At 37.1% G+C, this 25,520-nt stretch carries 22 protein-coding genes and 1 tRNA gene; 8 read left to right on the plus strand and 15 right to left on the minus strand.

Annotated elements, in window-relative coordinates; all coding sequences use genetic code 11:
* Nucleotides 1-10 precede the first annotated feature (10 nt).
* From DFQ12_RS19195 to DFQ12_RS19205, 3 genes are all read left to right on the plus strand, one after another.
* A complete protein-coding gene (locus DFQ12_RS19195; RefSeq protein ID WP_120260672.1) occupies nt 11-1,024 on the plus strand; it encodes an ATP-grasp domain-containing protein in 1,014 nt (337 codons plus the stop codon).
* 243 nt (nt 1,025-1,267) lie between these two features.
* Nucleotides 1,268-2,251, plus strand: a complete 984-nt coding sequence (lplA, locus tag DFQ12_RS19200; RefSeq protein WP_120260673.1) for a lipoate--protein ligase — start codon at nt 1,268-1,270, stop codon at nt 2,249-2,251.
* A 41-nt stretch (nt 2,252-2,292) separates the two neighbouring features.
* Entirely contained in the window at nt 2,293-3,060 is a 768-nt protein-coding gene (locus tag DFQ12_RS19205) for a methyltransferase domain-containing protein (protein ID WP_120260674.1), read from the plus strand.
* Between the two features lie 21 nt (nt 3,061-3,081).
* Here the strand turns inward: DFQ12_RS19205 and ybaK are convergent, their stop codons facing one another.
* Nucleotides 3,082-3,558: a Cys-tRNA(Pro) deacylase gene (gene ybaK / locus DFQ12_RS19210; protein ID WP_120260675.1), complete on the minus strand. Its 477-nt coding sequence runs from the start codon at nt 3,556-3,558 to the stop codon at nt 3,082-3,084.
* A gap of 12 nt (nt 3,559-3,570) precedes the next feature.
* Complete coding sequence (locus DFQ12_RS19215) at nt 3,571-5,229, minus strand: DNA polymerase/3'-5' exonuclease PolX (protein WP_120261010.1); 1,659 nt, start codon at nt 5,227-5,229, stop codon at nt 3,571-3,573.
* Between the two features lie 259 nt (nt 5,230-5,488).
* Between DFQ12_RS19215 and DFQ12_RS19220 the strand changes: the two genes are divergently transcribed.
* Nucleotides 5,489-6,613: a lipid II:glycine glycyltransferase FemX gene (locus tag DFQ12_RS19220; RefSeq protein WP_120260676.1), complete on the plus strand. Its 1,125-nt coding sequence runs from the start codon at nt 5,489-5,491 to the stop codon at nt 6,611-6,613.
* A gap of 3 nt (nt 6,614-6,616) precedes the next feature.
* On the opposite strand, the gene DFQ12_RS19225 is transcribed toward DFQ12_RS19220, so the two are convergent.
* Nucleotides 6,617-7,810: a BamA/TamA family outer membrane protein gene (locus DFQ12_RS19225; protein WP_244211792.1), complete on the minus strand. Its 1,194-nt coding sequence runs from the start codon at nt 7,808-7,810 to the stop codon at nt 6,617-6,619.
* Nucleotides 7,811-8,162: 352 nt separating this feature from the next.
* Here DFQ12_RS19225 and DFQ12_RS19230 point away from each other — a divergent pair, with 352 nt between their 5' ends.
* Nucleotides 8,163-8,591, plus strand: a complete 429-nt coding sequence (locus DFQ12_RS19230; protein WP_120260678.1) for a nuclear transport factor 2 family protein — start codon at nt 8,163-8,165, stop codon at nt 8,589-8,591.
* Nucleotides 8,592-8,688: 97 nt separating this feature from the next.
* On the opposite strand, the gene DFQ12_RS19235 is transcribed toward DFQ12_RS19230, so the two are convergent.
* The 3 genes from DFQ12_RS19235 to DFQ12_RS19245 form a co-directional block, all read right to left on the minus strand.
* Nucleotides 8,689-8,762: transfer RNA gene (locus DFQ12_RS19235), tRNA-Ala, on the minus strand.
* Nucleotides 8,763-8,838: 76 nt separating this feature from the next.
* Nucleotides 8,839-9,588 (minus strand): BlaB/IND/MUS family subclass B1 metallo-beta-lactamase, encoded by a 750-nt coding sequence (gene bla, locus DFQ12_RS19240; protein WP_120260679.1) that lies wholly within the window; start codon nt 9,586-9,588, stop codon nt 8,839-8,841.
* A 67-nt stretch (nt 9,589-9,655) separates the two neighbouring features.
* Nucleotides 9,656-9,994, minus strand: coding sequence for a cupin domain-containing protein (locus DFQ12_RS19245; protein WP_120260680.1), 339 nt, complete (start codon nt 9,992-9,994; stop codon nt 9,656-9,658).
* A 199-nt stretch (nt 9,995-10,193) separates the two neighbouring features.
* On the opposite strand from DFQ12_RS19245, the gene DFQ12_RS19250 reads away from it, so the two are divergent.
* Complete coding sequence (locus tag DFQ12_RS19250; protein WP_341867867.1) at nt 10,194-12,134, plus strand: AAA domain-containing protein; 1,941 nt, start codon at nt 10,194-10,196, stop codon at nt 12,132-12,134.
* Between the two features lie 48 nt (nt 12,135-12,182).
* Here the strand turns inward: DFQ12_RS19250 and DFQ12_RS19255 are convergent, their stop codons facing one another.
* Nucleotides 12,183-13,706 (minus strand): acyl-CoA dehydrogenase family protein, encoded by a 1,524-nt coding sequence (locus DFQ12_RS19255; RefSeq protein ID WP_120260682.1) that lies wholly within the window; start codon nt 13,704-13,706, stop codon nt 12,183-12,185.
* A gap of 178 nt (nt 13,707-13,884) precedes the next feature.
* Entirely contained in the window at nt 13,885-14,751 is an 867-nt protein-coding gene (locus DFQ12_RS19260) for a helix-turn-helix domain-containing protein (RefSeq protein ID WP_077432563.1), read from the minus strand.
* A 379-nt stretch (nt 14,752-15,130) separates the two neighbouring features.
* Between DFQ12_RS19260 and DFQ12_RS19265 the strand changes: the two genes are divergently transcribed.
* Together DFQ12_RS19265 and DFQ12_RS19270 are read left to right on the plus strand one after the other, a co-directional pair.
* Nucleotides 15,131-16,339: an exo-beta-N-acetylmuramidase NamZ family protein gene (locus DFQ12_RS19265; RefSeq protein ID WP_120260683.1), complete on the plus strand. Its 1,209-nt coding sequence runs from the start codon at nt 15,131-15,133 to the stop codon at nt 16,337-16,339.
* Nucleotides 16,340-16,448: 109 nt separating this feature from the next.
* The gene (locus DFQ12_RS19270) at nt 16,449-17,705 is read left to right on the plus strand and encodes a beta-alanine-activating enzyme beta-propeller domain-containing protein (RefSeq protein WP_120260684.1); all 1,257 of its coding nucleotides are present in this window, start codon (nt 16,449-16,451) and stop codon (nt 17,703-17,705) included.
* A 32-nt stretch (nt 17,706-17,737) separates the two neighbouring features.
* On the opposite strand, the gene DFQ12_RS19275 is transcribed toward DFQ12_RS19270, so the two are convergent.
* The 7 genes from DFQ12_RS19275 to DFQ12_RS28185 all read right to left on the minus strand — a co-directional run bounded on the left by DFQ12_RS19275 (nt 17,738) and on the right by DFQ12_RS28185 (nt 25,442).
* Nucleotides 17,738-18,088 carry a DUF2200 domain-containing protein gene (locus DFQ12_RS19275; protein ID WP_120260685.1) on the minus strand — a complete coding sequence of 117 codons (351 nt, stop codon included), beginning with the start codon at nt 18,086-18,088 and terminating at the stop codon, nt 17,738-17,740.
* Nucleotides 18,089-18,378: 290 nt separating this feature from the next.
* Nucleotides 18,379-20,583, minus strand: coding sequence for a peptidase domain-containing ABC transporter (locus DFQ12_RS19280; RefSeq protein ID WP_244211793.1), 2,205 nt, complete (start codon nt 20,581-20,583; stop codon nt 18,379-18,381).
* Between the two features lie 64 nt (nt 20,584-20,647).
* Nucleotides 20,648-23,002, minus strand: coding sequence for an outer membrane beta-barrel protein (locus tag DFQ12_RS19285; protein ID WP_120260686.1), 2,355 nt, complete (start codon nt 23,000-23,002; stop codon nt 20,648-20,650).
* Nucleotides 22,983-23,999 carry a grasp-with-spasm system SPASM domain peptide maturase gene (gene gwsS / locus DFQ12_RS19290; protein ID WP_120260687.1) on the minus strand — a complete coding sequence of 339 codons (1,017 nt, stop codon included), beginning with the start codon at nt 23,997-23,999 and terminating at the stop codon, nt 22,983-22,985. The genes DFQ12_RS19285 and gwsS overlap by 20 nt, the downstream gene beginning before the upstream one ends.
* Complete coding sequence (locus tag DFQ12_RS19295) at nt 23,983-24,216, minus strand: hypothetical protein (protein WP_120260688.1); 234 nt, start codon at nt 24,214-24,216, stop codon at nt 23,983-23,985. The genes gwsS and DFQ12_RS19295 overlap by 17 nt, the downstream gene beginning before the upstream one ends.
* Nucleotides 24,176-25,201 (minus strand): grasp-with-spasm system ATP-grasp peptide maturase, encoded by a 1,026-nt coding sequence (gwsG, locus tag DFQ12_RS19300; RefSeq protein WP_120260689.1) that lies wholly within the window; start codon nt 25,199-25,201, stop codon nt 24,176-24,178. The genes DFQ12_RS19295 and gwsG overlap by 41 nt, the downstream gene beginning before the upstream one ends.
* A gap of 73 nt (nt 25,202-25,274) precedes the next feature.
* Nucleotides 25,275-25,442, minus strand: a complete 168-nt coding sequence (locus tag DFQ12_RS28185) for a hypothetical protein (protein WP_167457312.1) — start codon at nt 25,440-25,442, stop codon at nt 25,275-25,277.
* Between the last annotated feature and the right edge of the window lie 78 nt (nt 25,443-25,520).

A 25,520-nucleotide genomic window follows, 5' to 3' on the forward strand; every position in this document is an offset into this window, starting at 1 on the left:
GCGACACTATATGAAGATAGCATTTGTTATTAATCAGACCCATAAAGAAACTGAACGTTTCACAACAACCCTGCTCGCATTGAAGGCACATCAGCTAGGGCATGCGATTTATTACATCGGACTGGCCGATTTTTATTATGAATCTGCCCATATTGCCGCTCATGTGCGTGAGGTGCTTCCTACTCAACAGATTACCTCTGCAAAGCAGTTGATGGAGGTATTGAGAGCTACAGCAAAGACAAAAATGGAATTGGAGAAGATGGATGTGATCTGGCTTAGATTCGATCCTGTTTTGGATATGGTGAATCGACCCTGGGCAGCTTCATCTGCGCTGCAGTTCGCCTCCTTATTAAAAGAAAAAGGTGTACAGGTCATTAACGATCCCGATAGTTTGGGCCGGGCAAGTAACAAATTGTATCTCGAGGGTTTTGACGAGTCTATCCGACCCAAAACAATTGTAACCAGGAATTATACTGATGTTGTCGAGTTTTTTGAGCAGCAAAATAGACTGATTATTTTAAAACCTTTAAAGGGGTCTGGTGGGAAAAATGTGTTTTTGATCAATAAAGATAATCAACAGAATCTAAAACAAACGGTCGAGGCGATTGCCAGGGATGGCTATGTGATTGGGCAGGAGTATCTGCCCGAAGCAGCTGCTGGTGATATCCGTTTTTTTTTGTTGAATGGTGAACCCGTTTCCATCAATGGAAAATATGCTGCTGTTCATCGTGTACAACAGGGGAATGAGATCCGGAGCAATGTGCACCAAGGGGCAAAAACCCAAGCCGCGATAATCTCGCCGGAGCTGCTACTTATGGTTGATAAAATCAAAGACAAATTGATACAGGATGGAATGTATTTTGTCGGTTTGGATATTGTGGGCGATCGTATTATGGAGATAAATGTTTTTAGTCCGGGAGCTTTATGCCAAACAGAAGAGATTGTAAAAGAAGATTTTTCCGCATTGATTATCAAAAATCTTGAAGAAAAAATAGGGTCTGCTAGAAATTCATCGGGTGTTTAATAAGGCGATTATATGTAATTGGTTTTATAATAAGGGGACAAAGATCAATAATTGACTGGGCTGTCTAAAAGCATACCTGATCTTGAGAACTAAGTTGTTTTTGGTGTCATTTGAAATCTTTTAATGGTAATTAGGATTGTTGTGATAGGAAGCTGACAAAACGCTGGATTGATGGAAATTATGAGTTTGAGATGAATCAAGGCATTTAAATTCTTGTTAATTTTAAGAAAATATAAAAATACGATGTTTATTATTGATTCGCCTTCTCATGATGCTTATTTCAATATTGCTTCTGAGGAATACCTGCTCACGAAATATCCGAAAGAACCCATTTTCTTATTGTACATGAATGATCCGTCAATTATTATCGGCAAATTTCAGAATACTTTGGCCGAAATTAACCTTGATTACGTGAATGATAATAAGATTAAGGTCGTTAGGAGAATGTCTGGTGGTGGTGCCGTATATCATGATTTAGGAAATCTCAATTTCTCCTTTCACACCTTATTGGGAAATCTTGATTTTATGGATTTTTCGACTTTCACGCAACCTATTGTTTCTGTTTTGAACAAATTGAATATTCCGGCAAAACTGGAAGGGAGGAATGACCTGCTGGTGGATGGAAAGAAGTTTAGTGGAAATGCTAAGCTTGCAAAAAATGGTAAAATGGTTCAGCATGGTACTATTTTAATTGATTCACAGATGCAGATATTGAGCGATGCATTGAAGGTAAACCCGCTTAAATTTGTCGATAAAGCTGTCAAGTCCAACCGTGCGAGGGTAACAAATCTGATCGGTTATCTACCTCAGGGTTTTACAACGGTAAAATTTAAGGAACTATTGATCGCAGAAATGCAGCGTGAAAATCCTGATGCGGAGATCATTCATTTCTCTGCAACTGATATCCAGAATATCGAACATCTAGTGAAGGAAAAATATGAAACCTGGGACTGGAATTTCGGTTTCTCTCCGAATTATAATTTTAAAAAGGCAATCAAGATCCCCGCCGGTTTTATCGAATTACATTTAGATGTACATAAAGGTTCTATTGAGCATGCTAAGATTTTCGGGGATTTTTTTGCTTCTGAATCTATTCATGAACTGGAGCAACTATTGATTGGAAAAAAGCATCAATTGGAAGAAGTCAGAGCGCTGTTGGAAACCATAGACCTAACTTCGTATTTTGGAAAAGTTGATGTAGTTGAAATTTTGGAGCTATTTAAATAATAGCTATTGTATTATCCCATTGGGACTTAAATAAAAATATTATGCCTTGGAATCCAGATATCTATAATAAATTTAAAGACATCCGTTTCAAACCTTTTTTTGATCTATCCGAACTAATAGCTTCGGAAGCAACAATGAAAGCGGTAGATCTCGGATGTGGAACCGGAGAGCAAACCGCTATTTTAAGCGATAAATTTCCACAGGCTACATTCCTTGGAATAGATGCATCTCCAGAAATGTTATCGATGAGCCGTAAACTTGAACATGAACACCTAAAATTTGAAAATAGTAGTGTTGAAAAATTTCTGGACACAGCGGGTTCCTGGGATTTGATATTCAGTAATGCGGCATTGCAATGGCTAGATGATCACCAAACACTTTTTCCGCATCTCATTTCCAAATTGAGTAGCGGTGGGAAATTGGCCGTTCAGATGCCTTATCAGCCGGAAAATGTCTTAAATAAACTGCTATCTGAGCTGGCTGGTGAAGAACCTTACCGAAGCTATTTGGATGGTTGGAATAGGGCTTCATCGGTACTAAGTATAGATGACTATGCACAGATTTTGTTTCATTCGGGCTTGGAGGAATTGGATCTATCGCTTCGTATATACCCAATTATAGCTGCCGAAGCGGAAGTACTTTATGACTTTATTTCCGGATCGGCATTGATCCCCTATATTGAGCGACTGGACGAAGATAAACGACCTGTTTTTATTGAGGCTTTTAAGACACTTATTAAACAGCATTTTTCCAGATTCCCCGCGATATATCCGTTTAAACGTATTTTGTTGTATGGACGAAAGAGCTGAAATCGGGCGAGGATGTTCGTGTTAAATGCTGATCAAATCGGACCAGATCGCTTTGGTCATCGTTGCTAAATCATTGGGATTTAATATCATTTGAAGGCCTCGTTTTCCTGCGCTCACAGAAATTTCTGTTTCCAATTGAGCTGCTTCCTCGATAAATGTTGGAAATAGTTTTTTCATGCCAATAGGTGAGCAGCCCCCACGGATATAGCCCGTTACAGCTAACAGATCCTTCATGGGGAGCATTTCACAATTTTTATTGCCTGATGCTTTAGCGATCTTTTTTAAGTCAAGTTGCGCATTCCCGGGAATTACAGCAACAATGTAAGGGTCTATATTTCCTTTCAATACTAAAGTCTTATAAAGTATTTCAGGTATTAGACCCAAGGACAAGGCAACATGCTCTGCGCTGACATCATGATCATCCACCTCATACTCTCTTAATTCATAGTTTACTTTTGCCGTATCCAACAAGCGGACTGCATTGGTTTTATGCGACATAATAAGCTTTTTTTAAGATCTACGATTGGAAAAATAGTTTGTAATCTCTGTCAAGGAATATGTATTCAGACAATTTTTTGCTTCCAGACCACCTTTCTGTGCAACAAAAATACCATATTGCATGTCCAAGAGCCCTTCCGTGCGGTGCGCATCAGGGTTAACGGATAACAATACGCCCTTTTCTACAGCGTAGCGATGCCATCTCCAATCTAAATCTAGCCTTAAAGGATTTGCATTAATTTCGATGACGACCTTATTCGCGGCGCAGGCATCAATTATTTTTTTAAAGTCGAGTGGATAGCCCGATCTACTTAATAAAAGGCGGCCTGTTGGATGTCCCAAAATTGTTGTATATGGGTTTTCAATTGCTTTAATCAATCTAGCAGTTGCTTTTTCCTCATCCATCTTTAAGTTGGAGTGAACAGAGGCGACAACAAAGTCAAATTGTGCTAGTACCTCATCGGGATAGTCCAGTGATCCGTCGCTTAGGATATCGGATTCTATCCCTTTAAAGATTTTAAAAGGTGCTAGTTTTTCATTTAAGCTGGCAATTTCTTTCCATTGCTCTTCCAATCTTTCAATGGAAAGACCATTTGCATAAACTGCCGTTCTGGAGTGATCACATATTCCGAGATATTCGAGACCTAATGCATCTTTACAATGAAGAGCCATTTGCTCCAAGGTATGCACACCATCACTATAAGTTGAGTGGTTGTGCAGTGTCCCTTTGAGATCTTTAAATTGGATTAAATGAGGTAAAGTATGGTTCTGCGCGCGTTCAATTTCGTCAAGACCCTCGCGCAATTCAGGTTCAATATAATCAAGCCTTAAGTTACGGTAGATAGCTTCTTCACTAGAAAGTGAAGGTAAGTCAGGAAGAATATTGAATAAAAGGTCCAAATGTGCGGTCGATCCTGTGCTGAGAATAAGGTCCCGATAAAAATCATTGATATTCGTACTGAAAACCTTGAATGTAAAACCTAATTCATCAGTAATTTCCAGTGAATTCTCTGTTTTCTCCACCAATGTATAATCAACTAGGAATTTCTCCACTGCTTCTATACTTTCGGAAATGAGTAGGTCCACTGTGCTTAACACTTCGCATTTTCTTCTAAAATCTCCTGTAAAGGATAGAAGAGACGAGGGGAAATGTGTTTTTAAAATAGCGTAAAATGTATCAGCTTGAGACAATACTTTGGCGTATAGGAACCATCCCTGGTTGGATATTGAAAATTCGATGGACTTCTTTATTTCTTCCTGTGTTTTTAATCCAAACCCTTTGGCTTCAACTAGCCGGTTTTCATTGCAGGCATACAGTAGTTCGCCTACACTTTCAATACCAAGGTCTTGCCAGATAATCTGAACCTTTTTTGGGCCCAGGCCCTTTATGTTTAACATTTCAACAACTCCTGATGGCGTATTCGCCAATAGGTCCTGGAGTTCCTTAAACGTTCCGGTTTGTGCGACCTCTTTCGCTTTTTCGGCGGTACTTTTTCCTATGCCCGGCTGTGCGCTCAATTCTTCAAGCGAAGCGTCATCAATACGAAAGGGCAATTTGTCCAATTTAAAAGATGCACTAGCCATAGCCTTTGTTCGGAATGGATTTTCGTTGTGAAGTTCCATTAATTGGCTACACAATTTAAAAATTTTAGAGATCGCTTTATTGTCCATCATTGTCGGTGAGTTGTTAGGCTACAAATATCCTAAATTTTGAACCAAAATACCAACCAAGTCGATAATATAATGCCGTTAAATAATGTGAAAAAGCTGATTTTGGCCAAAATCATGTACTGTTTTTTAAAATTAACAACAAAGTGACAAATGACTGCCCGCTTAACCGGGCATTTTGGCTAAGTTTGCCGTTTTTGGATGTTGAAATCGACAAGGTTTGTCGTGTTTTTTGAAAATATTGGACAACAATAGGAATGTTATGATAGCAGATATAAATGACAAAGAAGTAAGTGGTCTCTACAAGACAGGTATTATTCAACAGACAGCCTATTGGTCTGCTGTGAAAAAGATGCAAGGGATAGAATCAAAGGCTTTTAATTTCAAATCGAAACATTCTGATCTTTATATCGGAGTGGAAGACGATACCTATTTTGTGGGGGATCTATTGATTATTATTCAGGCAGTGGATCATGAGCATAGCATCGCGTATGTACCATATGGTCCTGAAATAGAACCATCGGAAGAAAATCAAGGGGTGTTTTTAGAGCAGCTTTCGGAGAGTTTACGATCTTACTTGCCGCCCAATTGTATTATGATACGCTATGATCTGTCCTGGGAATCCCATTGGGCAAAAGAAGATGACTGTTATGACCTCTATGGCAATTGGCTAGGTGTCCCTGAAAAACGTATTCAGGAAATGCGCTTTAATTTTAATACGGAAAACTGGAATTTTCATAAAGCGAATACAGACATTCTTCCTTCTAATACCATTTTTATGAACCTTAGAAAAGAAGAGGATCTCCTGTTGGCCAATATGAAATCAAAGACGCGTTATAATATTCATTTGGCTGAAAGGAAAGGCGTAAAGGTTCATTCTCTTGGCTTAGAGAGCCTGGAGATCTGGTATGAGTTATATCGGCAGACTGCGCTTCGGAATAATTTTTTCTTGCACGATATCAACTATTTCAAGATTGTGCTATCTGCCAAGGCAAATGATACGTTGTCTCCAGCAGATGTTTATTTATTGGTTGCAGAGGTAGACAATCAACCTCTGGCTGCAATGTTTCTGGTGATTGCTGCAAATCGCGGAACCTATCTCTATGGTGCCTCTGCTTCCGAGAATCGCAATTATATGGCGACCTATGCCTTGCAATGGCGTGCCATGCAGGTAGCAAAGGAAAAAGGCTGTACGGAATATGATTTCTTTGGCGTATCACCTCAGGCTGATCCATCACATCCATTATACGGACTTTATAGATTTAAAACTGGTTTTGGTGGTGAGATCTATCACCGAATGGGCTGTTGGGATTATCCGTTGGATAACGAGAAGTATCGATATTATGCCTCCATGGAGTTTAAAAATCAAAGTTATCATTTGAGTTAAGTATTAAAATACTTCACCCAGAGTCAATCTTACCCCACGGTGATTGGTGCTAACACCATAATCTATACCGATGTTGGTTCCCGAGTTTTTGTTAAATTTAATTCTGGCGCCAGCACCGGTACCGATGTTCCAATCTGCAAACATGCTATTTTTGGGGCCGTTCACCGTGGTGAAATTTATAAAAGCCACAAAGCCGAATAAACCGTCGCTGCTGATGTCGCGTCGGTACTCTGTTTCCAGATAATACAACGATTTGCCACGGAACCTACTTACGGGAAACCCTCTTCCGGAACTGTTGTAAGGATCCCAACCCAAATTAGGTAAATCGAGGTAAGGTGCTTTGCTATTGAATACAGTCCAGAAAAAGCTACGCACAGCAATCATATTCTGCTTATTTGGGTCCTGGGTCAAGCGATGGTATCTCCTGATTTCGAGGAATAAGGACTTCCAATTCTGATCACTTCCCATGAAAACCGGGTTAAGGCGGAATTGTAGATTGGCATAATTGCCAGACCAGGTATTAATGGAATTCGCACGTGTATCATAAATGAGATTGAGACTAAGTCCCGAAGAAACAGTATGATCTTTTAAATCCGTGCCATAGGGGTAGGAGGTATACTCGTCAAGCGGAATCGCACTCGTGGATTTGATATTCATGCGGTAATCCAGATCATAGCCAATGCCCATAAACAGTCCGCCGTGGATTCTTTTCAACGCATGTTGATATAGTCTAAAATAAGTATAATCCAAATTGATCTGTTGGTCACCGTGATGCTCTTTGCCTATTCCCCAGGTCTCATGTGGGTATTTTAATAGCCTAATATCACCATCGATAACCCAAGTGTTATCTTTTAACCAGACATAGGAACGGATGGGGAGGCCGAATCGCTTTCCAAAATTGGTATATGGCGTGAAAGTAACCTTAGACATATAGGTGCTATTACGCTCACCAAGATAAAACCCTGCTGTGGTACTCGTAATTAAAGCATGCCCTCCTCCAGGGACATTTGTCGAAAATGGCAGAAATGAAAAGTAAAACTTTTTTCCGGTACTATCGACAGATTGCGGTGGCTTAATGTTGAGAATCTCCTTTCCGATATCGATCAGATCCCTTTGTTTGCTCGTATCTGCAATATGCTCGGTGATTTCTATTTCATTGACGGGGCGCTGCGCATAGAGCTCAGATCGAAATATCACCAATAAAAATGTTAAAGTAGCAAGCTGATATAAAAAAAGATGCCGTCTGTCGTAGTGTGTCATGAACGCCTGCAATCTAAGAGGAATTGTACAGAATTACAATATTGTAAAGAAGATTTTATCTGTTTTGTCGCGTTTTGGCTATAAATGAAATAAGCGAAAATTTCATTCACCTAGAAAAAAATAGCGTTTACCGATTTTAATGTAATGTTAATCTAAATGTAATAGAATCAACACATCAGTTGTCTTAAATTTGAATCAGAAAATAAATAAGAAAAAAGTGCAACAAATTTAGATTGTCTCCGACAATAGGATAAGAAAATATACTAATACATTATAAAATAGAAAAGATATGAAAACTTTAGTAAAAACATTTGTAGCGGCAGCAATGATAGCGATCTCTACTTGCTCAATGGCTTCGGTTAAACCAGAAGAACGTAATTTAATTACAGCTGATTTGGCGATTGATGAATATGTTGGCGCGATGACCGAAGGTCAGGTAGCGAATTTAGATAAGCTATTCACTTCTGATTTTAACCAGAAAATCTGTGGTAAACAAGATTTAAATCACAGTCGTTCGGAGATGATCGAGTTCTTGAAAAAACAAAAAGGAATAAAAATGAACTGCAAAACAACAACGCAGATCGTTGAAGAATTACCAGATTACGCTATTGCGAAAGTAACCATGCAATTTGATGGTTTCTCTAAGACCGATTTGATCACACTTGTGAAGGAAAATGGTGCATGGAAAGTTTCTAAATCAGTTAATTCTTACAAATAGGAATTACTGCCACAAATTGAAATGATGTTTCGGGAAAACTGATCAATGTATAAAAACAACAAAGAGGCTACTTGTGAAAAGTAGCCTCTTTTGTTTGTGGAGCATATCAGGATCGAACTGATCACCTCTTCACTGCCAGCGAAGCGCTCTAGCCAGATGAGCTAATGCCCCTTGTTTTTTCTGTCGCTAAGATAGTACCTTTTTTGTAAAAACAAAATTGCTTTTTTATTTTTTTAAATATTATTATTTATTGCTTCTCAGTAAGTAGTTCCTCAGTACGTTTTATCTGCTGATTGTCCTTCCATGCGTCATGTCCAGGAATAACCATTTTTATCTGTGGATACTTCGCTAACAATCTTGCCAATGCAGGCTTCCAGGCTTTGACATCACCATCACCGACAAAGCCCAGGTTTTTGGCCTCCGAACTTTTGATGAAGCAACCCCCATCCAGAATTTGATAGTCCGGAAACCAGACAACGACATTATCCAAAGAATGTCCCGCTCCAAAAAAGTTCAAAACGAAGGACTGACCACCCACATTATAGGTCTTGTTGATTTTAACGAGATGCGTAGCTTGGGCTTTATGATTTGCCTTAAGCAGATCGTTGGTCATTTTTGTCGCATAGGTTGGAATTCCCATACGATTATAATATGCAAAGCCTCCTGCGCGATCCTCGTGCCAATGTGTGGCATATACTGCAATGACAGGTAGCTGATGCTTTTGCTTGATGCTGTCCAAAAGCGGTTGATATTGTGTCGAGTCCCAAGGCGTATCAAATAGAATAACACCTTTCTTGGTGATTAGATAGACCGCATTAGCGGCATATTTGGTGCCCTCAAAGGTATTGTAAGTCGTATAAAGATATAGCCGTGAATTGATCTTTTCAATGGATAATGGTTTTTCCTGTGCGCGCAAAGATGGCAATACACAGCAAGAAAGACCGAGAAGTAGCGTAGCTACTTTTGCGAAGAAGAGCGAAATAGTATTTTTGAACATAAGTAAATAAACGATTGTTCGGAATGAATATTGTTGTGATGGACCTGTAAAATTCTTTTTTTTCTGGCTACAACGATATAATGAAATCTTCTCGATGTGGTGTGAAAGAATCTACCAATTCGCCTTCTTCAAGACATTCACAACCGTGAATTAAATTTGGGTAAATGATACAGGAATCACCTACAGTTAAAATTTCATCTGCGCCATCAATGTGGTACTTGAACTTTCCGGCGCTGACATAAGATATTTGTGTATGTGGGTGTTGATGTAGGGCACCGATTGCACCTTTTTGAAAACGTACTTTCATTAACATCAATTCATCGTTATAAACTAATATTTTACGTTGTACACCATCGCCTAGATCCGTCCAGCTCTGCGCTTTATCGTGTAGGAATATCTCACTCATTTTATTCGCTTTTATTTTGAAAAATTAATCAACAAATCTTTATCGCCAATGATAGGAAATAAATATGACTTTTGTAGCTCAGCTTGAGAAGTTCTTGATAAGCGTACAGCGTTGATGAGAGAATCCCCCGATTTTCTTAGGAAAAATAGAAGAACATGCATGAACTGATCGGTAAAGTATTTGAAAAAACTGTTACTTTGTGTCTGATCAAAGCGAGTGTACTGATATGAATTATTTCGACGAACTTATTACATTATTACATGAAGAACAGCAATATGATAAGATGCAGCATGAAGCATTATTATTGAAAAGCAGTTTAAATGAAAGAAGAATGCAAGGGGTGACCTGGTTTCCTATTCAGATCACGGATAGCGAACTAGGACGGGGAGATTATCTGTCAGTTAGTTTAAAAAAAACAAATCACCTCGATGTAGATCATCGGTTTCGTTTTGGGATGCCTGTTTCTCTATTTTCAAACCATGACCCAAATGCGGACAGAATAGACGGCATTATATCTTCGGTTAATAAGGAAAGTATGCGGATTTCATTTCGTGTAGATGAGCTGCCCGATTGGAGCAGAAGGGGGAAACTTGGTGTGGACTTATTATTTGACGAATACTCATACCGTGAAATGGCGAATGCATTGCGACAGGCAAAGGAGCTTGCGACTGATCCACGACAAGGCAAATTGATCAGAAAGCTTATTGGTGGAGAACAATTATATACCGGAGAAAAAGATACCTTTTTTGAACATCCAGATCTCAATGTCAGCCAAAATAGCGCTGTTCAACAGGTCTTAGCTACGACAGATGTCGCACTTGTACATGGCCCTCCAGGGACTGGGAAAACGACAACATTAATCAGGGCAATAGCTGCTTTGTCAAAGAGCAATAACAAGCAGATATTGGTCGTGGCTCCGAGTAATACTGCAGTTGACTTATTGACTGAGCGTTTAGATGCTGCAGGAATAGCTGTCACTCGGATAGGTAATCCGGTTAAAGTATCTGAACATCTACAGGAGTTAACCCTTGATAGCAGAATAGACAGCCATAGCGCGAATAAGGATATAAAGACCTTGCAAAAGCAAGTTCGAACCTATACGGATATGGCCCAAAAATATAAACGCAATTTTGGCAAGGCCGAGCGCGAACAAAGGAAAGCATTGTTCGACGAAGCTTACAGAATTCGAAAAGATGTTGATAAGATTCAGGATTTTATCGTAGCGGATATTCTCGATCGCTCTCAGGTAATAACCGCGACGCTCGTAGGGGCAAATCAAGATGTTATACGAAACCGAAGATATGAGACGGTTGTTATTGACGAGGCTGCTCAGGCACTGGAGCCTGCCTGCTGGATTCCGATATTAAAGGCAGACAAATTGGTGTTGGCTGGAGATCATTGTCAACTCTCACCAACAGTGAAATCAAATAAAGGTCTGGACAATAAGCTTAGCTATACGTTGTTTGAAAAACTCATCAATCTTTATCCCCAAGCGGTTTCACTGCTCGATATCCAGTACCGAATGAACGAACAGATCATGAATTATCCGTCCTCAGCTTTGTATGGAGGTCTTTTGAAAGCTGATTGTTCAGTTGCGCATTGGACAATAGCAGACGATTCGGAACCGATTGTATATATTGATACGGCTGGGGCAGGTTTTGAGGAAACTGAAAGTGATGGTGCGATCTATAATCTCGGGGAGGCCAGTTTTCTGAAATCTCATTTAAAGACAGCCATCGCAACTTGGGTAGAGTCTTCTCCAAGCGAACAATGGCCAAGTATTGGGATAATAGCACCTTACCGGAAGCAAGTGTCTGTATTAAAGGAAATGTTGGAGCAGGATGAAGAATTACGGCCGTATGCTGCTATTATTAAAGTACAGACCATTGATAGTTTTCAAGGGCAGGAGAAAGATATTATTTATATCAGTTTGACGCGAAGTAATAACGAACAACAGATTGGTTTTTTATCCGATGTGCGACGGATGAATGTCGCTATGACAAGAGCCAAAAAGAAGTTGGTCGTCATTGGCGATAGTGCGACGATAGGGATTCATTCGTTCTACCAGAAATTTATTGATTACGCAGAAAATCTTGGCCACTACCATAGTGTTTGGGAATGGGATATTGCGGAGATGTAATAGAAAAAGGGACTGCGATGAAATTCCTTTCGCAGTCCCTCTCAATTTTTATAAAGAGGTGAAATTCATCCAATCAGCCTTTTCGTCATAGTTCATAAGCGGTTCGGCATTATTGTTATTGGAGAGTTGACCAACCAACATGTACAGATCCATACTAACATGCTGACGGGCGATTTCTGTCATTTTATCATTAAAACCAGCGTTATTGATTTGCAGGACATATTGGAAGCAAACAACACGTGCAATTATTTTCCCTAAAGTGACCATCTCGCGCTGTTTAGGTTGAAGCGGGAAGTCGAAATTCAAAATAGAAGAGAAAAATGGAGCCGCAAGTTCGGTTGCCGGATTTATTTTCAGGAACGAAAGCAGATTGCTTTCTTTGCTTTTGCGCATCAGTTTAGCAATTGCTTCTGCTACTTGCGAATAGAGCATCTCGTTCGATCCTTCAAAAATTTGGAAAGGTCTACTATCTACTAAACCACGACCAGCAACATGATCCAATCTATAACCGTTTGCTCCAGATAATTGTACACAGATCTGTGCAGATTCGTGCATCAGGTCTGTCACGAGTGCCTTGACACTATTGGCATCCACACTGTGGCCAGAAAGATCATTTTGAATTGAACTGATCGAACTACTGTATGCACACATCGCTGAACATATCGTAAAAGCAGCCTGCAAACGAGATAATTGAAACTTAACCGAATCCAGTTCGTTTAATGGAATTCCACTAACACGTCTTTCCGTGCAATGCTTCATGGCTTCATCCAGCATACGTTTTATGAATCCCATTCCCATGCCAGGAAACTGAAGTCTGCTCCGGTGTAAAGTATCCAACATCAGTTTTATACCAGTGCTTTCTGGTGTTAATCTATTGTCGACGGGTACTTCGATGTCTATTTTATTGATACCATAAGGAATAGCATATAATCCTAAGCTATTGTATTTTTTTGTTACTTCAATCTTTTGTTCTTCGATGGAATTGTCGGTAACAAAGAAATCTATATCACGTACAAGTTCACCATTCTCATTTTTCTTTCGGGCAGTAACGAGCCAAAAGTCAGCAGCACCTGTTAAACCTTGCCAATGTTTTTCTCCGTTAATACGGTATTTATCTCCATCTTGTTGATAGGAGGTACGCATATTGAGGGCATCACTACCATAGGCTTGCTCGGTAATCATCAGCCCACCCATGGCTTTATTTTCTAGAAATTGATGGAAAACTTTTTCCTGAAGTAAGGTATTGCCGTATTTAGCAAAAGGCTCCAAGAATAAAGCGATATTGATCCCGAAGATCAAAGACAGTGAAAGTGATTCATAAGACGACGCCGCAAGCACTCCTAAACATTCTTTTACATGTAGGCCACGGCCTCCGTGATGCTCGGGAATAGCAACAGACAATGGTCTCATTGCCATGATTTCGCTTAAAAACTGAGGGGGTAAACCACGTGTTAAACTCAGGTTATTATAGTCGTATTCGGTATGGAATAAGCTTGATAATTTTTCTTTAAAGTTTCCGATAAATAAATCGAAATTTTGGGCTTTGTTCGTGTGATCTAAAACGTTAGACATCGCTATATTAATTAAATGATGAAACATTTGCAATAGTAGATGTATACGATAAAGCCTCAAAAGATAGCTGTGAATTTTGCTTACATCCTATCGCTATACAAAAATAATCCATATCGTTGTGATTGGTCTGTCCACTTTGGTATAAAAGATAGGACAAATCGTGCATATCCAAAAAATATTAAGTTGCCTTGTTACGATAAGAAGTAGGGGAAATTCCTACGATTTTTTTGAATAAACGGGAGAAATAGGAGGGATCAGAAAAATCCAGCTCATAACAGATATCGGCAATACTTTTATTTGATTCAAAAAGAAGAAATTGACTATGCATGATAAGTACTTCTAAGATCAGTTCTTTGGAAGACTTTTTGAACACCGAAAATACGCAGCGGTTTAGGTAATTGGTTGACACCGCAAGTCGGTCAGCATAAAAACCGATATGTTTTTGTTTTTTGAAGTTTTTGTGCACAAGCTGTTTGAACATCATTGCAATTTCCTGCCTTCGGTTGAGTGCTTGATTGGAAGATGATAGCTTGATAATCTTTAGTAAGAGGGATTTTAGTAAACTTTCGAAAAGTTCTTTATAAGGTGACTCAGAAAGTAATTCATTGTAGAGCAATTTGAATAGCTCGTTAAGGTCGGTACTATCCTGTGAAGCTAAGTTGAGCAGTGGTGAAATGTTAAAGATATTCAGAATCTCCTGTTCCCGAAAAATCGAAGTCATCGCATTATCGTTGATCAGTACACAATGTCCTTTTGCCGATTTGTCAACAGATTTGATCGTCGAAATATTACCATAGTTGCTAATCAGAATCGCTGGTGCTTTTACCACATATTCTTTTGCACCGATCTTGTGTTTAAAATGGCCTTCTGTTATATGTACAAGGAGATTGTATCCCAAGAAAATGGGCGGTGTAGGGAATTTAATATATGGAGCGATTTCACTGAGCTGGAAGATCTTGACGGGAGATTGCTGGTACCTCAGGTGTTCCAGACTACCAGTCATAAATCTATCTACAAATTCACCTGCATTTACCTGCTTTTCCATTTTTGTCCATTATGTTTTTGCAAAAACATCAAATTCTCCTATTTTCCGATTATTACTATTCGTTGCAAACGGATTTAACGTAATATCAGGATAATATTTCAAAGGTAATGGGATAAAATAGGTTTGTCAATATAAAATGTATGATGATTTTCAAAAATAGGTGCAATATGCTACCATTGTTGCCAATCACTAAACTCCATGATTACTTCTATGTAGGGGTGGAAAAGTAATCGGATTTTCTATCTATATAGAGCCGAGGTGGTAGTTATGACCGATAAGAAATGATTTGGGAAAATGAAGGTTTATCATTAGCTTTAATCCTTAACAAAAGCTGAATCGTTTGTTTCTCAACGATTTCTTTATTATAAACCGAGCGAGTATGAAAATTGTATTTGTTTTTATATCCTTATTTTTTTCTGTTGTTGCTGTTCGGGCACAGGACCGGATGAATTACTGTAATGATCAAATTCAAACCGGTGCAGAGCGAACTGAGCAATATATACCTTACCTCAATGGTAAGCGGGTTGCTATTTTGGGTAACCCATCTACCGTGATCAAGAAAAAACATCTTGTGGATAGCCTACTCGCCAGAGGAATTAAAATCGTAAAAATATTTGGGCCTGAACATGGATTTCGCGGAAATGCCAGCAACGGAACGAAAGTGCGGGATGAAGTCGATCCAGCAACCAAAATTCCGGTGATCTCGCTCTATGGAAGTAAAAAAAAGCCTTCAGCGAAAGACCTAAAAGATATTGATGTGTTCATCTTTGATGTACAAGATATGGGGGTAAGATTTTACACGAATATTAACACACTTCGGGACATTATGGAAGCCTGTGCCGAAAATGAGAAGGAACTCTTGATTTTAGATCGCCCTAATCCAAATGCGTATTTGGTCGATGGCCCTATATTGGATATGAAATATAAATCGGGTATCGGTCAGTTTCCGGTTCCGATTGCTCATGGGATGACAATCGCTGAATTTGCCCAGATGATTAACGGGGAGGGCTGGATGGCGACGACAAAAAAATGTAAGCTAAAGATCATACCCGTAGCTGCATATAATCATCAAATGTTATACAAACTTCCGGTTAATCCTTCTCCAAATTTAAATACCGAACAGAGTATTCTCCTCTATCCAAGTACTTGCCTTTTTGAAGGTGTAAAGATCAATCATGGAAGGGGGACGGATTATCCCTTTACAGTTTTTGGAAGTCCAACCTATAAAGGCGTGTATCGTTTTTCGTTTACACCTGTGAGTAAAAAAGGAATGAGTGAGACACCACTCTTTATGAATGAAGCATGTTATGGTTTAGATCTACGAGAATATGATTTGCAGAAGCTGGTGGACAGTAAGAAAATAAATCTTTCCTGGATGCAGGAGCTCTATCGGAATTCTCCAGAAAAAGATAAATTCTTTGATCAGTCATTTTCCAAGCAGATTGGCAGTATAGAAAAATTGGTTGGTGTTGATTCCTTTCGAAGACAGATAACTGAAGGTGTTTCAGAAGATGAAATCCGAAAAAGCTGGGAGCCTGGGTTAACGCTTTATAAGGAAATGAGAAAGAAGTATCTTATTTATCCGTAATCTATTTATCTGTACATAAGTATGTTGTGAGGGGGTGCGATTATTCTTAAAAATGTGATAGGGCCAATAACTAGTTTATCGGAACCTTACTATTTAACCTGAAAAGTAAATGATGTTTAATCGAAAATATTATTGTTGTTATGTTGCTTTCTTATGGGGGCTTATCGCAACTCTAAACCAACTCTATGGGCAACAGTTAGCCCGGAGCCCAGATCGACAGAATTATATCCGCGCTGCTGAAATTCGTTTAGAGCCAAAGGTAAAATGGAAGTTTCAGACTAAGGGACAAATATTTGCTTCTGCTATTGTTTTTGAGGATAAAGTGATCGTTGGTTCCTGTGACAGTAACCTTTATGCGCTGGATAAAACGAGCGGTAAAATAATATGGAAATATAAAACTGGAGGGGAAATCCGCTCCACAGCAGCCATTGATTTAGACCTGTTGTATTTTGTATGTTCAGATGGTCTGTTATATGCTCTAAGTATAGAAACGGGAGAAAGACGCTGGACCTTTGCCACTCAAGGTGAAAAAAAACAGGATACTTGGGATTACTTTCATTCCTCACCAACAATCAGCGATGGAACCGTATATTTTGGATCCGGAGACAAACATATTTATGCGGTTAATGGCAAGAGTGGAGAACTTCACTGGAAGTTTCCTACTGGAGGGATTGTCCATGCTTCGCCAACATTGGCAAAGGAGGGGGTAATGATCGGGAGTTTTGATGGTTACTTTTATTGTCTGGAGAAAAATGGGAAGTTACGTTGGAAGTTCAAAACAATTGGTGAACGCTATTTTCCAAAAGGTGAAATTCAATTTCATGCCGTTGCCGCCGATAGTTCGGTCTATTTTGGAGCAAGGGATTTCAACATGTACGCATTGAATATCAAAGATGGAACAGGATATTGGGTATACCATCAACCGGGGAGCTGGACAAGTGTACCTAGCTTGTCAGGAGAGAAGTTGATCGTAACGATGTCAGACTCTTATAGTGTATTGGCCTTGGACAAAATAAATGGTACAAAACTGGTTGAACCAGCTGTTCCCCTAAATACTTTTAGTAGTGCTGCCATTGCTGGTTCGAATGCATTTTTTGGCACATTGGATGGGGTCATTTATCGGTTTGATGTTGCGAAAGGAATTACGACACCTATTTTTCAGACAGAATCCAGCAAAAGAAATCGCCATCTATTTGTGGATGAGCAAGGGAAATTAAGAGCCGATTTGCAGGAGAAATACGCGCATGATATCAATAGGTTATTTACTGACTATTTGCAAATGGGAAGTATCTTTTCTACGATCTGGATAGCGGATAGTACACTTTATTTTGGAGCAGCAGATGGCGCTGTTTATGCCATTGAATAATACCTGTGGGCTGTATTCGAACGTTGATTGATTTATTTTCTTAAAATTTTTTCCATTGACTTGCCTTTCGCCAGTTCATCAATCAGTTTATCTAAATAACGGACTTTTTGAACGAGTGGATCTTCAATATCTTCTATACGATAGCCGCAAATGACACCTGTAATCTTTGTTGCATTGGTGTTGAAATGCGGCGCCTGGCTGAAAAAATGTTCAAAATCGGTTTTGTCGGCTATGATCTGTTGCAAGTCTTGGGTATTATAACCTGTTAACCAAAATATGATTTCATTCACTTCTTCTTTTGTGCGACCTTTTTTTTCTGCTTTTTGTATATAATGTGGATATACTCCAGCAAATGACATGCGGTAAATTCTAGTATTGTCCATTTTTCTACTGATTATCTTTTGTGGTTTTTGCTAATTTACCATTTTTTTGATGTGAAATTTCTTTACAATATCATTTTTCCTGTTGTTTTATCAAAAGTAATGGTTTTGTTGGTGCCTCCATAAAAGAGTGTAATAATAAAGGGTAGTTAAACAGTATACAGTTATGGCCAGTGGATGGCTTTTAATATACTCTTCTCAGAGTAACAGTTTGATGACGTCGGTTCGCTTAGTCCACTAAGATCGGCTTTTTAGATACTAAACTTAAGCTGCTTTGTAAGTAGGATTACCGGTTAATTCCCCAACTCTAATTGGTTTTTTATAAGATTATAATATTCGGCCTTTTTTTGAACAAGCTCAAGATGTGCACCATACTCCACAATATTACCTTCATTAAGCACAACTATCTGGTCTGCTCTTTTAACAGTGGATAATCTATGTGCGATGATAACTACAGTCCTTCCTCTAAAAAATTCATTAAGATTGTCATGAATTGTCCTTTCATTGTTGGCGTCTAATGCAGAGGTGGCCTCATCAAGAAATAAATAAGGAGGATTTTTATAAACTGCTCGGGCAATTAAAATTCGTTGCTTTTGTCCACCGGAGAGATCATTGCCAGAGGCACCAATCTTAGTTTTCGTTCGCAATGGAAGCTCCTCGATAAATGTTTCCAAATTAGCTATTCGTATGGCTTCACATAGTCTTTCCCTGTCAATATCATTACTTCCTACAGCGATATTTCTTTCAATAGTATCAGAAAATATATGCCCATTTTGCATGACGACCCCACAATTGCTTCGGAGGTTTTCTGGAGATATATCTAAAATGTTTTCATCATTATAGAATAAATCTCCGGTAGTAGGAGTAATAAACCTTAACAGCAGTTTTAGCAATGTACTCTTTCCGCTTCCGCTGGAACCGACAATCGCAGTTACCTTCCCTGATGGCACATTGAGATTTATATTATTTAATATTGGTTGAGAATTGGGACCTTCATAATAGAAAGAAACATTCTCAAATTTAATTCCACTCAATTTGCTGCTACTTTCATGATATTCCAGCTTTCTAAGCTCTCCGAATTCTTCGTCATTTAAATCTTGCACCTCATTCAAGCGTTCAAAGCTTAATTTCGCATCTTGAAATGTTCTAAAAAAAGTAATCAGCTGGTTTATTGGCCCATTCATTTGTCCAATAATATATGATACACTTAAGAGCATTCCTAAAGTCATTTTATTGTTTATAACAAGATAAGCTGTAAGAAATGTTGCTAAAATATTCTTGAGTTGGTTAATGAAATCGAAGCCTGAATTTTGTAGTTGACTCACTTTAAGTATTCTAGAATTAATATTAAGCAATTCGTGCTGCCCTTTTTCCCATTCATCTCTCCTTGTTTCTTCCAACTGATTTATTTTAATCTCCTGTATTCCATGAATTAATTCCAAAAATGTATTTTGGTTATTGGTTTTAACTTGAAATTTAATAAAATCCAGCAAAATCCTTCTTTTAAGCCAATATAATGACCAAATTATTGACATGAATGTGAAAAAAGAATAAACTATCAAAATTCTTACATCATAGTAAAAGAGTACTGCGAAAAAAACAGAAAATGTGATGAGTGAAAAAAGTGTTTGTAAGCTTTGAGAAGTAAGAAATAGTTCAATTCTATCTTGGTCTTGAATCCTTTGATTGAAATCCCCTATAGTTTTTCGCTCAAAAAATAAAATTGGAAGTCTCAATATTTTCTTGATAAACATTGATAAAATATTGATATTAATTTTTGCTCCAACTTTTAATGTAATCCAGTTTCGAATAATTTCAAATATAATGTTTCCTAAATAGAAGGCTAATTGCGCTATAAGAATTAATGTTATGGCGCTAATGCTTTTTGTTGCGACCCCATCGTCTATTAGTTTCTGAGCCAAAAAAGGAAAAACTAACGCCACCATGCTACCTAATATCAAAAGTACCATTAGTTGAACAAGTTGCCGTCTATATGGTTTCCAATATTTCATCAATGCCGTAAAGCTTGTGTTGTTTGCATTTTCCACACCAAGATTGAAAAAATATGGTGTTGGCTCGAAAAATAAAGCTATCCCTTTTTGATCATCACATAACCAGGACATTTCAAGTTCATGTGTTTTGAGTTTTATTAATCCTCTACCTGGGTCTGCGATATGGTAATAGATTTCCCGAGTAAAGTTATCTTTACTAAGCTTATATAGTAGTACAAAGTGATTCTGATTCCAATGCAAAATACAAGGTAACATATCCTTTTCAATATCTTTTGTACATATTTTACCTGCAAAAGCATCAAAACCAATTTTTTCTGAAGCCTCCTTAATTCCCATTAGAGAGACACCTTCTTTGGTTAAATAACAATACTCACGTAATAAATTAAGATTTATATTTCTTCCAAAGATTTGAGCTACCATTGCAAGACAAGCGGGCCCACAATCCATCTGATCATGCTGAGGTATAAATCTAATTCTCTTTTTCAAAATGCGATATTTTATTTAATTCTACAAAACCCAAAAAAATGGCGCCCAATGTTTAATCAATCATCTATTTTAAAGGTTTTATCTCGAAAGTGTTCTGATCTGAATTTTCGATTTTTTTCTTAATTTTCTTTGTCTTAAGATTTGAACTTCCAAAACTGTAGCTAGCGCTTAATACGATGGTTCGATAATTCTGACGATTAAAGGAAGTGGTACTAAATTCAGGTACTGAAAAGAAATTTTTCCTCGTAAAATATTCAGAAAATGGATTGTTGAGTGATACGAATACTGACATTTTTTTATCAAGAAATTGCTTTGTAAAACTTACTGATGTTGCAGTATAAGCGTTAGATCTGCCTTGAAGGAAAAGCTGAGGTCCTGTGTGGCGCAATGATAAATTTGTCCTAAAGGTGTTTGTAATTGGTATTGCCATCGTAAAAGACAAATTATTTTCATAACCATCATTTTTAAGCTGCATATTTTTATACATCCCTTGCATCGCTATGTAGGATAGCCTTCCATTAAAAGTTAATCTAATTTTCTTCCATGTGTAGCCAATATTTGCATTTACATCAAAGCTTCTTTCTTTGCCTAGATTTTCATAGGAAACGTTTATCAAGGAATCTGTATTGGATGTATATACTTTTTGAATCGAGTTATTTGTATAATAATAACCGAAATCAGTAATTACTGATAGTTTATCTATATAGCTATAAGACAAGTTAACATTACGACCCTTTGTTGGCTCAAGTTTAGGATTTCCAGCTGAAATAAAATTGGGATTTGCACGATCAATGAAGGGACTCATCTCAGAAATATTAGGTCGTTGGATACGCTCGTTATATGTCATTCCAATTGAATGATGTTTATCAAAAGATTTTTGTACAGCTAGCGAAGGTAATAAATTAAGCTTGTCATCCTGATCGTTGCTGCGTTGTGGGAAAGCCATTAAGTCCATCCGTAAACCTGCTTTATACGACCAACTTCCCGTTTCATATCCTATGGTTTGATATAAATTGAAAATGTTATAGTCAAATTTAAACTCATTTTGTTGATCTTGTCCATAATTATAAAGACTGTTGCTATTCCTTGCTATAAATTTACCGCCGGATTCAATTAATAGATATTTAGATTGGTTTTCGTAGTCCACCTGTACAGAGTTTTCTTTAAAACCGAATATATTACTTTGGTTACTGTTCGACCAATCAATCCCCTCAAATCGCAAATCATCTTGCACTGCATTTGAGGATGTAGAATACTTGTAAGAGAAGTTCAAAAATTTCTTGGGGTTTTTCTTGAAACCTCTTTGATAATTTAGGTCAACATCTCCCGTTTTCCAAAAAGGTGCGCCATTTTGGAAAATTGTAAAATCCGCTAGATTTGACTGATGATTTACAATACGGGATATCATATCAAATTTATCTCTTTTCCAACTTCCAGATAAAGATAATGCATTCAGAGAATCCAGTTCATACAACAATTGTCCTCTCAACATTGATGAATTTCCTTTAAATTTTTGTTCACCATGCTGTTCGACGTTTTGTTCACTTACGAAGTTAATTGTCTTATCAACAGTGTTGTATGGTGTGTTTTGAAAAAAAGTTGTAGCAAGAACGCTTAGTTGAAGTTTATCTTTCTTTACATTAGTATTGAAACTACCAAGTGGGCCATAAGGATAATTATAGGAGGTTCCAATATAAAAATCATAACCATCGTCGGTTTTCTTTTTGGTAAGAATATTAATTAAGCCTCCTATACCTTCTGCATCATATTTTGATGGCGGAGAGGTGATAACTTCTATTTTTAAAATGTCTTTAGAGGGCATCATTTTTAAAGCGGTTCCAGGATCACCAGAAAATAAAGCTGACGGTTTTCCATTGATTAATAATTTGAAATTCGACTTTCCTTTCAATGAAATTTTATCTTGACCGTCTACATTTATTAAAGGTACTTTTTGTAGCATATCCAATACGCTATAAATATCTTTATCTGGATCATTCTGTACGTTAAATTCTATGCCATCTATTTTTTTTCTAATTGGGGACAGATTTCCTGTTACAGTAGCTTCCTCGAGTAAATTAGTTCTACCAGAAAGAGATACAAAACCTAAATCTATACTTGTATTTTTATCGTCGGTAGAGAGCTTCATTTTTTTTACTCCATAATTAAGATGAGTAAATTCCAAATCAACTTTCCTGTTTTTGGGTACCTTTAATAAGAATACACCATAGTTGCTACTTTTTTCTTGCGCAAGTGTTTTATTTCCTTCCAATACCTTCACCGTAACTCCAGCTACAAATTGATTAGATAGGGAATCAATCAAAACTCCTTTTAAAATAATATTAATCTCTTGTGCGTTGGCATTGAAATACAATGCTGAAGTTAAAATAGTAAGAAATATATTAATTTTCGTACGGATCATAAGAGCATTTTGCCGGTTTCGAATATATGTTAGAATTGTCAAGTGTATAGGCGCGACAATCTTGACAAATGTATCTATACTCACAATCAGAGCAGGATTCTATCAAGTCTTTCTTTACAGACCAAATTGATCTAAAGTCATTCATTTTAACCACATCTTTTAGTGGTGTATCGCTAATATTTCCAAAAGATTTTGGCATTGATGGACAGTTCTTAATTGCTCCATCTTTATCAATTGAAATCTTTTTGCTCAAACAGGAATTTTCATTTTTAGCATCAATAAAAGATTTTAAATTAATTGAGAAATAAAATGGACTAATTTGTCCACAACAGGTTTCCTTTAAAACATCTTCTGTCGTAATATATATCAATGTATCAAGTGTTTCGATTACTTTATTCTCGAGTGCTCCGTGAACAGTAATTAATTTCAAACGAGGGTATTTATTTTGAAGTTTCGTTAAGTATTCTTCTGATATTCCTTCTTCATATTTAATTAACAGTTGTAAAAATCTTAATGAAGAAGTTTCAGTCGTCGAAATTATGTTTTCTATAAAGTCTTTTGATCTTTTCGAGTACAATCGCACTTCCAGTCCTTCGCAAAAGAAATCCGAAAGTTGAGTTACGATGTCAGCAAAATTGTGGTTGCTATTTTCGTCAAAATCAATAATGGCATTTGAAATAAGCTTAGAGTCATAAAGATTGTCTAATTCTAATTTAGGAAATTCTTGATAAGAATCTGAGAAGAAACCATACTCATTGTCAACCAACAAATCGAAATATTCCGTGATAATTCCAAAGTTTTCATTTCCGAAATGGTTCTTTAGCCATCCTAAGGTTCTGTTTTTATATTTATTTAATATAAGATATAATGCATTAGGTATTTTAATGTATCCACCCCTTTGTAAATCACACATTATACATCTTTGTGCCCCCTTTACAGGAATACAACACGCAAATAAAATAAAGTACTTGTTGTCTAAATTAGATTTTAATGTCATCAAAAAAGTTGTTTTTAATTGTTCTTGATATATTTTTGTAATATGAAAAGCTATCAAAATGAAAATTATGATGTTTGCTACTTTTTGCAATAACGTGTTCCTCAATAACAGGTAATTTAGACTCGTTACCTGCCTCTTCGGAAAACATTACATTTAAAGACAGTAGTCTTCTTTCATCATATGTCAGGCGTTGAAATAGTTTTTTTGCTTTTTTCATGATATTTTTGATCCAAATAAATTAAATGTTGTGCTACTTTCATATGGAGGCCATAATTGCAAGGGAAATCTACCATGCCAAATTGTCCAGTTGGATTAATTTCCAATAAATAATATTTTCCGTCTTGTCCTTTTATAATATCTATTGAGCAGCAATTAAAACCATAATGACGCATTAATTTTTTCAATTTGACCTTCAATTCGAATGGTAAATTATAGGGAGTACGGCGATTTGGTTTTTGCCAATTATACCTTCGGAAATCAATAGAAGTTTGAGAATCTAATTGTGAAAAAATTGCCATGGAATAGAATATGCCGGCAAGATAGAATACCCTAAGCTCAAATTCTTTGTCTATTTTTCTTTGAACTAAAGATGGAAAAAACTCGGCGCTAATTTGATTTATTTCGTCTTGATCTAGTATCGATGTGAACATTGAATATGGTCTTTTTATGGATTTTGTTCCACTTCTAATAATCCACGGATCGCGAATAGATTTCGTAATAAATTCATCCGTTGGCAAGATCTCCTGCAAGTAGTTTTTAGAATTAGTCAAATAACTATCTGGAGTATCAATTTGCAATCTTTGAGCTTGCCTTATAACGTCAAATTTATTAATTCCAATAGTAGAAGGATGAGTCAGCCAATTTTTGTCAAAGAGAATTTGTACAATAGTTTCTAACACTGATGTAAACTCCTTTGAAATATTATTGGCTATATCAATGTTGAAAATTTTTGTGAGTTTTTTATACTGTTCACTTTTATAGAAGAAACCGAATTTACGGTACCAAACCGCACCAACATCATTAATATCAATTAATTGTCCAGCAAGGATCAGTTCTGTTTTTCCGTTTTTGGATGAAATACATAATTTATCATTTAGGAGATCATACGAATTTATGCGAATAAACTTATGTTGCAATCTAGCAAGATACTCTACAACATAGTCTGTACTCACGTCTCCATCACCTGAAAGAATTATTATCATTTTTTAAAATTATAAGTGAAGGATATAGCTAAATGCTATATCCTAAATGAATCAATTCCTACTTATCCTAAACTTAGTCATTCTTAATTCCATCATCACCGTCATCGGTACCTTCAGGAACAGTCAAAGTATTTAAAGTAACTGGGTCTGCAATTGGGGAAGATTTTCCTCCTTTAAAAGTTCTCAATTTAACATCAGAAATTAATTCTAATTTTTCAAAATTTAATCTTTTCTTTTTCATGTGATTTTGAATTTACTACGTTAACCTCTACTCTTTTAAGGATTTTCGAGATGCTCCTACATGCATGGTATTTTAAAT

Source organism: Sphingobacterium detergens (assembly GCF_003610355.1).
Lineage (GTDB): Bacteria > Bacteroidota > Bacteroidia > Sphingobacteriales > Sphingobacteriaceae > Sphingobacterium > Sphingobacterium detergens.

Excerpts from the sequence above, each read along its gene's own strand:
- DFQ12_RS19195 (WP_120260672.1), top strand. The coding sequence starts at position 11 with ATGAAGATAGCATTTGTTATTAATCAGACCCATAAAGAAACTGAACGT.
- lplA (WP_120260673.1), top strand. The coding sequence starts at position 1,268 with ATGTTTATTATTGATTCGCCTTCTCATGATGCTTATTTCAATATTGCT.
- DFQ12_RS19205 (WP_120260674.1), top strand. The coding sequence starts at position 2,293 with ATGCCTTGGAATCCAGATATCTATAATAAATTTAAAGACATCCGTTTC.
- ybaK (WP_120260675.1), bottom strand. The coding sequence starts at position 3,558 with ATGTCGCATAAAACCAATGCAGTCCGCTTGTTGGATACGGCAAAAGTA.
- DFQ12_RS19215 (WP_120261010.1), bottom strand. The coding sequence starts at position 5,229 with ATGGACAATAAAGCGATCTCTAAAATTTTTAAATTGTGTAGCCAATTA.
- DFQ12_RS19220 (WP_120260676.1), top strand. The coding sequence starts at position 5,489 with ATGATAGCAGATATAAATGACAAAGAAGTAAGTGGTCTCTACAAGACA.
- DFQ12_RS19230 (WP_120260678.1), top strand. The coding sequence starts at position 8,163 with ATGAAAACTTTAGTAAAAACATTTGTAGCGGCAGCAATGATAGCGATC.
- bla (WP_120260679.1), bottom strand. The coding sequence starts at position 9,588 with ATGTTCAAAAATACTATTTCGCTCTTCTTCGCAAAAGTAGCTACGCTA.
- DFQ12_RS19245 (WP_120260680.1), bottom strand. The coding sequence starts at position 9,994 with ATGAGTGAGATATTCCTACACGATAAAGCGCAGAGCTGGACGGATCTA.
- DFQ12_RS19255 (WP_120260682.1), bottom strand. The coding sequence starts at position 13,706 with ATGTCTAACGTTTTAGATCACACGAACAAAGCCCAAAATTTCGATTTA.
- DFQ12_RS19260 (WP_077432563.1), bottom strand. The coding sequence starts at position 14,751 with ATGGAAAAGCAGGTAAATGCAGGTGAATTTGTAGATAGATTTATGACT.
- DFQ12_RS19265 (WP_120260683.1), top strand. The coding sequence starts at position 15,131 with ATGAAAATTGTATTTGTTTTTATATCCTTATTTTTTTCTGTTGTTGCT.
- DFQ12_RS19270 (WP_120260684.1), top strand. The coding sequence starts at position 16,449 with ATGATGTTTAATCGAAAATATTATTGTTGTTATGTTGCTTTCTTATGG.
- DFQ12_RS19275 (WP_120260685.1), bottom strand. The coding sequence starts at position 18,088 with ATGGACAATACTAGAATTTACCGCATGTCATTTGCTGGAGTATATCCA.
- DFQ12_RS19285 (WP_120260686.1), bottom strand. The coding sequence starts at position 23,002 with ATGATCCGTACGAAAATTAATATATTTCTTACTATTTTAACTTCAGCA.
- gwsS (WP_120260687.1), bottom strand. The coding sequence starts at position 23,999 with ATGACATTAAAATCTAATTTAGACAACAAGTACTTTATTTTATTTGCG.
- DFQ12_RS19295 (WP_120260688.1), bottom strand. The coding sequence starts at position 24,216 with ATGAAAAAAGCAAAAAAACTATTTCAACGCCTGACATATGATGAAAGA.
- gwsG (WP_120260689.1), bottom strand. The coding sequence starts at position 25,201 with ATGATAATAATTCTTTCAGGTGATGGAGACGTGAGTACAGACTATGTT.
- DFQ12_RS28185 (WP_167457312.1), bottom strand. The coding sequence starts at position 25,442 with ATGAAAAAGAAAAGATTAAATTTTGAAAAATTAGAATTAATTTCTGAT.